Origin of the sequence: Streptomyces sp., assembly GCF_035563135.1 — a bacterium.
Lineage (GTDB): Bacteria > Actinomycetota > Actinomycetes > Streptomycetales > Streptomycetaceae > Streptomyces.
Genome location: NZ_DATMVN010000476.1, coordinates 1 through 8,870 on the forward strand (window position 1 = coordinate 1; position 8,870 = coordinate 8,870).

Here is an 8,870-nt window from a genome sequence, read left to right on the forward strand (position 1 = left end):
CTCGGCTCCGCCGCAGGTCAGACGGGTAAAATGAAGAGCCCAGCCGCTTCGTGCGGCTGGGCTCTCTCGCTGGCGAAGAACCTTTGGGACACCTTGGGGAGACGAGGTCAGGAGGAGCGTCTCCCCCGCCGCTCTGCGACCTCTCCCGTGTCCTCACTGAACGACTCCGGCCACGCGCGCCGCAGACCCTTGGCGATGCCGAACTCCATCTCCGGGGAGGCATGCGAGTACGTACCCTCCACGCCCTTGAGGCGGTGCCCCATGCGTTCCTCCACTGCTCCGCGCGGGCGCCCCTGCTCGTCCAACCAGACCTTGTGGCCGTGACACAGGCCGTGCGGCACCATGCCTAACGTCCCTCACGCCGCCAGATCGACCCCACCTGCAGAGAAGGCGCCGCAACCCGACATAACGGCAGCTCGCAAGGCGGTCACGCAGCAGACCAAGCGGACTCCGTCGATCCGTTACGGCGGAGCCGGTTGTCTCGGCCTGCCGGGTCCGGACTGCGAAGCACAACTGTGCACCTGCGATCTCCGGTGTGTTCGGACCGCCGTTCATCGCCGTGAGGTACGCGGCCTACCGGGATGGCTCACAGTCCTCGCGCCCGAGGCGTCGCCGAGCGGAGGTGTTCCAGGATCTCGGAAAGTTCCCTTCGCCGTCGACACCGGCGTTCCGGACCTGACCTGTGCTTTTGCGGCAGGGCGCAAGGGCCTCGCCAGTCGTGCTCGCGTCAGCGATGCTCACTCTCAAGCGGCGCACGGGGTGCGCTACGGGACCGGGTACGCCGGCGACGTAGGGCACCCATGCTGGCGGCACGCCAGGTGCGTTCGATCCTGAGACCTTCCAGGGAGATGCGTTGCGAAAGCGTTCAATTGCCACCATCGGTGCTGCTGCAGTTGCCTTTGCCTTGGGGGGTGGGACTGCCGCTCAGGCTCATGACACCAAATTCCAATGGTATGCCTGCGGCGTTCTTGCGCAGAACTGTGGGACCGCCTACATAAGTAACAGTCACCGGACTCTGAAGGTGTGCGACGAAGAGGCGGACGGGCTGGGGTTCCGGGCGGCGTACCAGCGGTCCGACGGTAAGAGCGGGACCATCAGCGACGGTAACGGGGCTTCGGCCGGATGCGGTTCGGGTACTGCTCCGACTGGCGTGACCATTACCAAGGTGCGGCTCGTCCAGCAGAACGGAGACCTGACCATCTATCTGGGTGACTGGCGTACTGTCTGAGCCTGGACCGAGCACGAGGGCTCTGTGAAGAGCTGCCGGAGGGCTCCTCCTGAACGGGTGGTGCCGGAGGCGCCGTCGCGGCCACAGAGTGGCGGTCGACGGCGCCACGGCGACCGGGAAGCGTTGACGACCTGAGATAACTTCCTGCCATGACCGGAATTCCGGCGCAGGGCGGCGCGATCGGGCCACATCCGGCTCAATGCACCGGGTAGAACATCTCATGGGTTCAGAAACAGGTATGAGCTGTGCTCCCTGCATGCCCCTTTACGGGTCCGGGCAGGGGGCACTTCGGCACGTTCACAGCTGCGGTACGAAGCGGTCCGCAGCGTCAACGGCCAAGTGCCACGGGTATTCCGCTGGTCGACCTTGACCGGGCGGGTTTGGCACCCACCCACCCTCGCCGTACAGCACAGCCACGCCCATCTCGCGGAGCACTGCCACCGACCGGTCAACCTGCGGGTGCGCGGCAAGAGCCTGATTCATACAAGGCATCGCCACCACCGGGGTCCCCTTACCCACCGCTTCCACAACCACGCCGACCGGCCAAGACGGGGTGAGCCCGAGCGCCCACGCGTTCAGCGAGTTCGTGGTGATCGGCGCGAAGCAGATCACGTCCGGTGCCGGCCAGCTGATCGTGTCTTCCGGCATCCGGTACGTCGATCGCACGCGGTGCCCGGTGAGCGCCTCAAGGCCGGCGAGGTGGTCCTCCATCCAGGTGGCGGCCGTCGGGGTGAGACCGAGGCAGACCGTCCAGCCGCGGGCCTGCGCGTTCTCGATGGCCTCAGCCACGTAGTGGATCGGCGGCGCGGCGGCGCAGAACAGGTACAGAGTCGGAGTCGTCATCCCGCCATCGCACCACATGCTTCCGCTCCCGGTCCCGGGCGGGATCGGGAGCGGCGCGAGGTCACCACCGGGTAAGTAGCGTTCCAGATGCCAAGTCAGAAACGGAGCCCAGCATGCCAATTCGCGACGACGGACGCACGGGTGCCCGCATCCGGGAGCGACGTCGACTGGCTCACCTCACCCAGCGACAGCTCGCCGCTCGGCTGCCCTACTCGTACAGCCTGCTCAACCAGGTCGAGTGCGGTGCGAGGGAGGCGTCACCTGGTCTCATCACCGCGGTCGCGGTAGCTCTCCGGATCGACGTCAGCGTGCTGACGGAGCCCGATACCGTGACAACCCTGCAACGTCAACGCCTTGCTGCGCTGGTCCGCCCCATCCGCGACGCCTTCGATCTGTTTGACCTGGACCCTGATCCGACGGTAGAAACCGCCCCCCTGTCCGAGCTGGTGGCTGCCGCTGACGCCCTGTGCCAGCAAGTACGGGCTACGCGCCTGCGAGCTGCCGCCAGCGAACTGCCCGGTGTCATCACCAGCCTGACCCGCATCGTGCGCACCCGGCCAGGGACCGAAAGCTGGCGGGCGCTGGCCTCTACGTACCGGACAGCTCACGATGTCGCGCTGAAGATCGGCTATCCCGACCTGGCTGCCGTTGCGCTCGACCGCATGGGATGGGCGGCCGAACGTGGGTCGGACCCCTGTCTCGCCGCCGTCCGCCAGTACAAGCGGGCACTGGCGCGCCAGGAGTCGGAGGGTCTTGGGCAACGGCTCGTTCAGGCCGGCCACGCGCTCCTCGATGGCGAAACGACCCGGGAGTCCCTGGTCGTCGCCGGACAGCTCCACCTCGGCGCTGTCGCTGTGGCCGCGCGGGCCGGAAACCGGACAGCCGTGTGCGGCCACCTCGAAGCGGCGCGTGATCTGGCGCGGCAGATCGGCGGTGAGGCAGGAGAGGTCCACTGGCTCTCGTTCGGCCAGACCAACATCGACCTTCACGCCCTGGGCGCACAGGTACGGATGAAGCAGTGGGACGAGGGATTGGCGCAGGCCCGCGCGATGCGCCTGCCGCCGACGACTCCGACATCACGCCGCGCCCGGTATCTGGTCGACCGAGCTGTGGTGGAAATGGAGACCGGACATGCCGCCGCGTCGCTGCGGCACCTTGTGGACGCCCGGAGCCTGGCTCCGGAGCAAACACGGTATCTCCAAGGGGCCCGGGATGCCGTGAACGGCCTTGTACACACGATGCGGCGCCCGCCCGAGGGGCTCACTCACATGGCCGCGTGGATCGGTCTGTAGGCACTCACAGATCTGTGAGTGTTGGACCTCCTCGGGCCCGTCACGCTGGTCATCCCTGGACACCGTGACGAACAAGGGTGAGCACTATGAAGACGACGGAGTTACCGCCGCCTCTGACGCTGTCCGACGAGCAGCAACGTGGCACGTCCTGCGTGTGGTGTGCTGCCCCGCTGGCCACCACCGCGGCTCATGACCTCGGCGCCCGTCCGCTCGAGGCGCACGGCGTTGCGGTGCTCTGGTTCCCCCGATGCTGCCCGACCTGCCGGAAGGGGAGGTCATGACGACGTCGGCCGAAACGTCGTACAAGGTCTGGTTCGATCACACTGCTACGTGCGGGGCCTGCCGCACCGCCCCCTGCGTGACGTCCATACAGCTCGGGCGCGCCTGGCGGAAGGCCCGCCGGTGATCTGCGTGGACTGCGATCAGACCATCACCGGGCCATCAGTCCTGGTCGGGCCCGGCGAATCCATGTCCGGCGCCCGCTCACCTGCCTACGCCCACCCGCCCCGTAGCCCGCAGTGCCGACCGAAGGTGCCCGCCAAAAGGATCCTTCGGCAGGCGATGAACTCCGAAGCGAGCGAGATGAATCCGAAGTACTGAACTTCCCGCCCGAGGCCGGCGACCGGGGTGCGGGCAGGGGTTCCTCCTGGACGAGGCCGGCGAGCGGCAGGACGAGCGCTACGGCGATCAGCGCAAGATCACTGATTCTCGGGTCGCTGGTACCGCGCTCAACGCGCTGGAGGGTGTGCCGGCCGATACCGGTCATCTCCGCGAAAGCTTCCTGGGTGACACACGCGCCAGAGCGCAGGAGCCGGATGCGATCGCCCGGGTCCCGGCGTCGTTCGTGGATCCGTTCCGGGAGTTCGCGGGGCGCTCGACAAAACTCTGATCTGCATGATCTCGCGTCAGCGTCAGGCCTGACGCATTTTGCCCCTCCTCCCGGACGATCGCCCGCCCGTCGAACATCCCCGGTGGGCGGGTGGTCTCGTTGCGGCTGTGTTCTGCCGCCGGGTCAGGAGTCCGGCAGGAGATGGCGGTAGCTGTCCGGGTTCTCCTGGAGGAACGTGGCCAGGTTCCGGGCCGGGCGGCCCGTGAGGGTGGGCACGGAGTCCGAGACGGTGTCCAGCTCACCTGCGGCGATCGCCTCGTACGACGTGACCCAGCCGCTCACCTCCCAGTCCTCGGCGCCGTAGTGGGCGCGGGAGGCGTAGGCCTCCTCCCTGGTCTCGGGCACGTACCTGATCGTGCGGCCGGTGCACCGGCTCAGCTCGGCGGCCGCGTCGGCCAGGGTGAACGCCTCGGGCCCCGTCAGGTCGTACGTGGCGCCGTCGTGGTCCCTTCCCTCGTCCAGCAGGACGGCTGACGCCGAGTCCGCGATGTCCTCGTGGGAGACGGCAGAGACCCGTCCCTCGCCGCCGGGACCGCGCAGGATGCCGTCGGTTCCCGTCATCGCGGGAATCGCCGCGAGATACCAGCTGTCCCGGAGGAAGGTGTGGCGCACACCGGTCATCCGGATGTGCGCCTCGGTGTGCCAGTGGTCGCGCGCGAACGTGAAGGTCGCATCGGGCGCCGCACCGAGGAACGACACGTACACGATGCGCTCGACGCCTGCGGCGAGCGCCGCGTCCACCGCCGTGGTGTGCTCCATGACCCGGTCCGGGCTTTCGTGCGCCGAGACGAGGAACAGGGTGTGCGCGCCGTCGAGAGCGCGGTGCATGGCCTCGCCGTCGCCGTACGGTGCGGGGGGTGCGGTGACCGTGCCGGGCAGCCGGGGCAGCCGGGAGGGGTCCCGGCCGAGGAGACGCACGGGGACGCCGGTCCGGGCCAGCCGTGCGGCCACCCGGCTGCCGACCGCCCCGCTCGCGCCGGTCACCGCCACGAGAGGGCTGATCATCCCGCCTCACCTTCCTCCGGTGCCATGTGCCCGCTCCAGGAGCGCACCTCCACGACCGCGCTCACCGGCAGTGGTCCGTAGAGGTGCGGGAACTCCTCGCCGCCGGCCTTCATCGCCTCGTACCGGACGGGCGCCGTGAGGCGGCCGGTGTCGATGACGAGGACCACCAGGTCCTCCTTGTCCGGCCCGTACAGCGCCCGGGCCACGGCGGGGAGCTGATGGGGCAGCGAGCAGTGGATGAAACCCTCCTCCCGCAAGGTGCGGCCCCTGGTCGACATCTCGTACGTCCCCGCCCTGCGGGCGGCCTCCCACAGGGGCTCTTCCGTGAGGTGCAGCAGCTGTTCGGTCATCGGGCCACGCTAAGGGCTGCCCGGCGCCGCGAGGAGCTTCGCCTCGGTCCGCGCGTCGAGTCCGAGCGCCGGCCGGTCCGGACGCTGCGGGGCCGTGCCTCCCCGTCCGCGCAGCCACGCCCATGTGTCGGCGACCGTTTCACCGACGGGCCGGCAGCGCAGACCGGCGGCATGCACCTTGGTGGCATCGCCCTGGTGCAGGCTGTCGTAGAGCTCTCCGGCGGGCAGCCAGACCGGCAGGTCCGTCCACGGTTCGACACCCGCCGCCAGGATCACCTCCGGGTCGGTCCAGCGCAGCCGGGCGCGCGAGCCGGTGGCACGGACGCAGGCGTCCAGGAACTCGCCCATGGTGGTGTGCCCGGGGTGGCTCACGGTGTTGTACGCCCCGGACAAACCCTTCGCGGCGGCGTCCAGGAGCCAGTCCGCCAGGTCCCGGGCGTCGATGTACTGGAGGCCTGCGTCCGGCGGCCCCGGCGCGACGACCGGGCCGCCCCGTGCTGTCCGGCCCAGCCACCACGGCAGGCGGCCGATGTTCTCCCCGGGTCCGAGGATCAGCCCGGCGCGGGCCAGCAGCGCCCGGTCGCCGAAGGCGTCGGCTGCCGCGAGCTCCCCGCCGCGTTTGGCCAGGGCGTACGAGACCTCGGGGCCGGCGTCGGGCGAGGCCCCGGTGACCAGCGGGCCGTCCTCCGGCAGCCCGGCCGGGGTGGGGAAGGCGTACACGGACCTGCTGGAGACGTAGCTGAAGTGGCCGGCCCTGTCCGACAGCAGCCGGGCGGCGTCCCTCACCGCCGAGGGGGCTCCGCTCCAGGTGTCGACCACCAGGTCCCAGGTGCCGTCGGCCAGGGCCGCGAGGCCCTCCTCACCCGTCGTCCGGTCCCCGGTCAGCGTCCGTACTCCGGCCGGTGCCGCGTGGCGGCCGCGGTGGAAGACGGTGACCTCCCATCCGCGGCCGAGCGCCGAGTCGGTGACCGCGCGCCCGACGAATTCCGTGCCGCCCAGCATCAAGAGCCTCATGCGGAAAGCGTGCCCTCCCGCCTGGAAGGGGGAAACAGATCCTCGCTGTCGGCAGAACGGGGAACTCCCCGGTTCAGGACGTGCGCGCGCAGGGGCTGCGGGGGCGCAGCAGCAGCCGGTGGTACTCCTCGGCAGTGCGGAGCGGCCCCGGAGGGCGGGGCCGTCAGGCCAGTTCGAGCGGGAAGGCGCCCCGGTGGCCCGTGCCGGCGCCGTGTGCCGGACGCGGTTCGAACTCCCGGCAGCTCCATATCTCCTGGACGAATCCGGTGCGCCGGTCCCAGAGGCCTGCGACGTCGTCCCCGCCCGCCGCATCGCGGTAGGCGTCCTTCGCGCCGCGGAAGCAGGCGAGCCCGCCGGACAGACCGCGGGCCGGGGCCGGGAAGTAGTCGGAGAACGCGCAGGCTATGCACGTCTGCAGATGCATGCCCGGTGGCAGGACCCGCTGGACCGTGGCCAGTGCGGCGGCGAAGTCGCCCTCGGCGCGGTTCGACTCGTACACCGCCCCGTCCAGATGGAGGGCGAGATACAGATCCGGGTCGGCCCTGCGCAGGGACAGCAGGCAGCTGAGCGTGGCCTGGCGGACCGTTCCGGACACGAGGACCGGCAGCGGGAGATCCCACTCCAGGACGCAGTCGTCGAGCACTCCGTCCGTCAGGTCGAACAGACCCGCCGGGGGCGATGATCCCGGCGCGGGGCCCAGGCCGTCGAAGCTTCCGCCCTCGAAATCCGTGCCCCGGATGCGGATACGGAGCTGCTGCCCGTCCGTGGTGAGAATGACGGCTTCGGAACCACGGCGGTCCCGGTACCAGCCTGCCCACGACTCATCTGTCATGAGCAGGGACTGTAGCCCGTGCCCCTGGACCCGCCCCGTGGCGCCCTCCCCTTCCGTGTTCCCGGTGGCCGGGTCCCGCTCTTCCGCCCTGCGGCTCATGCCCCATGGGCCACCTCGACGGGCCGTGCGGGGGATCGACGGCCCGGCCCGCGGGAAAGACCCAGCTGCTCACCGGGCCGTCGCGGGACGCCTCTTCCAGGATCCGTACGGCCCGGCCCCTGCCCTGCCGGCCCGCCTGCCTGCCTGCCTGCCTGCCGTGCGCGTACGCCCATGACCTGCCCCGCTCCTCCAGCCCGTGGTGGTCGTCCGAACGGGCCCCCGGGGTACTGGAGTCCGGTCCCCGCGCCGGTCGGAGCGGCCCGGTTCAGCGGGTTCTGCGGGTGACGAATTCGGCCAGGGCCAGCAGGTCTCCGGCACGGTCCGGCGCGGGCACCGCACGTGACAGGTGGTGCACGGCGCGCGCCATCCGGTCCGCCGCGGCGGTCTGGGCCCAGTCGCGGCCGCCGGCCCGGTCGACCGCGTCGGCGGCGCTCCTCACCTCTCCCGGGGTGTTCATGACGCCGCGGTAGAGCGCGGCGAGTTCGGCGGCGGCCGGGGTGCCCGAGGTGAGCGCCGCGACCACCGGCAGGGACTTCTTGTGGGCGGTCAGGTCCGCCCCGACCGGTTTGCCCGTGCGGGCGGTGTCCCCCCAGATGCCGATCAGATCGTCGATGAGCTGGAAGGCGAGACCGGCCTCGCGGCCGAAGCCGTCCATGGCGCGGACCGCCTGTTCCCCTGCTCCGGCGTAGAGCGCGCCCAGGGCGCAGGCGCAGCCGAGCAGAGCGCCCGTCTTGGCCATGGCCATGGCCAGGCACTCGTCCAGCGTGACGTCGTCGGGGCCGCGCTCCTCCAGGGCGCAGTCGGCCTGCTGTCCCGCGCAGAGCTCGATGACGCAGGTGGAGAGCCGCACCGCTGCGTGCGCGGATGCCGGGTGCGGGTCGTCCGCCAGCAGCCGCAGAGCGAGGGAGAGCATGGCGTCACCCGTGATCACGGCGTCCGGCACACCGAACACCGCCCAGGCCGTGGGCCGGTGGCGCCGGGTGGTGTCCTCGTCGATGACATCGTCGTGCAGCAGGGTGAAGTTGTGCGCGAGTTCGACGGCGACGGCCGCCCGCATCGCCGTGTCCGGGTCCCCTCCCAGCGCACGCGCGGCGGCCAGGACGAGCGCCGGTCTGATGGCCTTGCCCGCCTCACCGGAGGCGGGCGTCCCGTCGGCGTTCTGCCAGCCGAAGTGGTACATGGCGACGCGGCGGATCGCCCCGGGCAGTGTTTCGACGGCTGCGCGCAGATGCGGGTCCACCGCGTCACGGGTGTGCTCCAGGAGCGCGGTGGCCTTGTGCCCCTCCATCGCGGCATCCGTACTGGTCATGGTCACGGT

At 70.6% G+C, this 8,870-nt stretch carries 9 protein-coding genes; 1 reads left to right on the forward strand and 8 read right to left on the reverse strand.

The window, feature by feature from the left end:
- Positions 1–107: 107 nt before the first annotated feature.
- Positions 108–344: a hypothetical protein gene (locus tag VN520_RS20990; RefSeq protein WP_325748476.1), complete on the reverse strand. Its 237-nt coding sequence runs from the start codon at positions 342–344 to the stop codon at positions 108–110.
- A 1,181-nt stretch (positions 345–1,525) separates the two neighbouring features.
- Entirely contained in the window at positions 1,526–2,071 is a 546-nt protein-coding gene (locus tag VN520_RS20995; protein ID WP_325748477.1) for a flavoprotein, read from the reverse strand.
- Between the two features lie 113 nt (positions 2,072–2,184).
- Between VN520_RS20995 and VN520_RS21000 the strand changes: the two genes are divergently transcribed.
- The gene (locus VN520_RS21000) at positions 2,185–3,363 is read left to right on the forward strand and encodes a helix-turn-helix transcriptional regulator (protein ID WP_325748478.1); all 1,179 of its coding nucleotides are present in this window, start codon (positions 2,185–2,187) and stop codon (positions 3,361–3,363) included.
- A gap of 430 nt (positions 3,364–3,793) precedes the next feature.
- On the opposite strand, the gene VN520_RS39675 is transcribed toward VN520_RS21000, so the two are convergent.
- From VN520_RS39675 to VN520_RS21025, 6 genes are all read right to left on the reverse strand, one after another.
- Positions 3,794–4,213: a helix-turn-helix domain-containing protein gene (locus tag VN520_RS39675; protein WP_414719901.1), complete on the reverse strand. Its 420-nt coding sequence runs from the start codon at positions 4,211–4,213 to the stop codon at positions 3,794–3,796.
- 162 nt (positions 4,214–4,375) lie between these two features.
- Entirely contained in the window at positions 4,376–5,257 is an 882-nt protein-coding gene (locus tag VN520_RS21005) for an SDR family oxidoreductase (RefSeq protein WP_325748479.1), read from the reverse strand.
- The gene (locus VN520_RS21010) at positions 5,254–5,607 is read right to left on the reverse strand and encodes a DUF952 domain-containing protein (RefSeq protein ID WP_325748480.1); all 354 of its coding nucleotides are present in this window, start codon (positions 5,605–5,607) and stop codon (positions 5,254–5,256) included. Before VN520_RS21010 ends, VN520_RS21005 begins: the two co-directional genes overlap by 4 nt.
- Before the next feature lie 9 nt (positions 5,608–5,616).
- Positions 5,617–6,621: an NAD-dependent epimerase/dehydratase family protein gene (locus VN520_RS21015; RefSeq protein WP_325748481.1), complete on the reverse strand. Its 1,005-nt coding sequence runs from the start codon at positions 6,619–6,621 to the stop codon at positions 5,617–5,619.
- 163 nt (positions 6,622–6,784) lie between these two features.
- A complete protein-coding gene (locus VN520_RS21020; RefSeq protein WP_325748482.1) occupies positions 6,785–7,453 on the reverse strand; it encodes a DUF6304 family protein in 669 nt (222 codons plus the stop codon).
- A 364-nt stretch (positions 7,454–7,817) separates the two neighbouring features.
- Positions 7,818–8,861 carry a family 2 encapsulin nanocompartment cargo protein polyprenyl transferase gene (locus tag VN520_RS21025; RefSeq protein WP_325748483.1) on the reverse strand — a complete coding sequence of 348 codons (1,044 nt, stop codon included), beginning with the start codon at positions 8,859–8,861 and terminating at the stop codon, positions 7,818–7,820.
- Positions 8,862–8,870 lie beyond the last annotated feature (9 nt).

Excerpts from the sequence above, each read along its gene's own strand:
- VN520_RS21020 (WP_325748482.1), bottom strand. The coding sequence starts at position 7,453 with ATGACAGATGAGTCGTGGGCAGGCTGGTACCGGGACCGCCGTGGTTCC.
- VN520_RS21005 (WP_325748479.1), bottom strand. The coding sequence starts at position 5,257 with ATGATCAGCCCTCTCGTGGCGGTGACCGGCGCGAGCGGGGCGGTCGGC.
- VN520_RS21010 (WP_325748480.1), bottom strand. The coding sequence starts at position 5,607 with ATGACCGAACAGCTGCTGCACCTCACGGAAGAGCCCCTGTGGGAGGCC.
- VN520_RS21000 (WP_325748478.1), top strand. The coding sequence starts at position 2,185 with ATGCCAATTCGCGACGACGGACGCACGGGTGCCCGCATCCGGGAGCGA.
- VN520_RS21025 (WP_325748483.1), bottom strand. The coding sequence starts at position 8,861 with ATGACCAGTACGGATGCCGCGATGGAGGGGCACAAGGCCACCGCGCTC.
- VN520_RS20995 (WP_325748477.1), bottom strand. The coding sequence starts at position 2,071 with ATGACGACTCCGACTCTGTACCTGTTCTGCGCCGCCGCGCCGCCGATC.
- VN520_RS20990 (WP_325748476.1), bottom strand. The coding sequence starts at position 344 with ATGGTGCCGCACGGCCTGTGTCACGGCCACAAGGTCTGGTTGGACGAG.
- VN520_RS21015 (WP_325748481.1), bottom strand. The coding sequence starts at position 6,621 with ATGAGGCTCTTGATGCTGGGCGGCACGGAATTCGTCGGGCGCGCGGTC.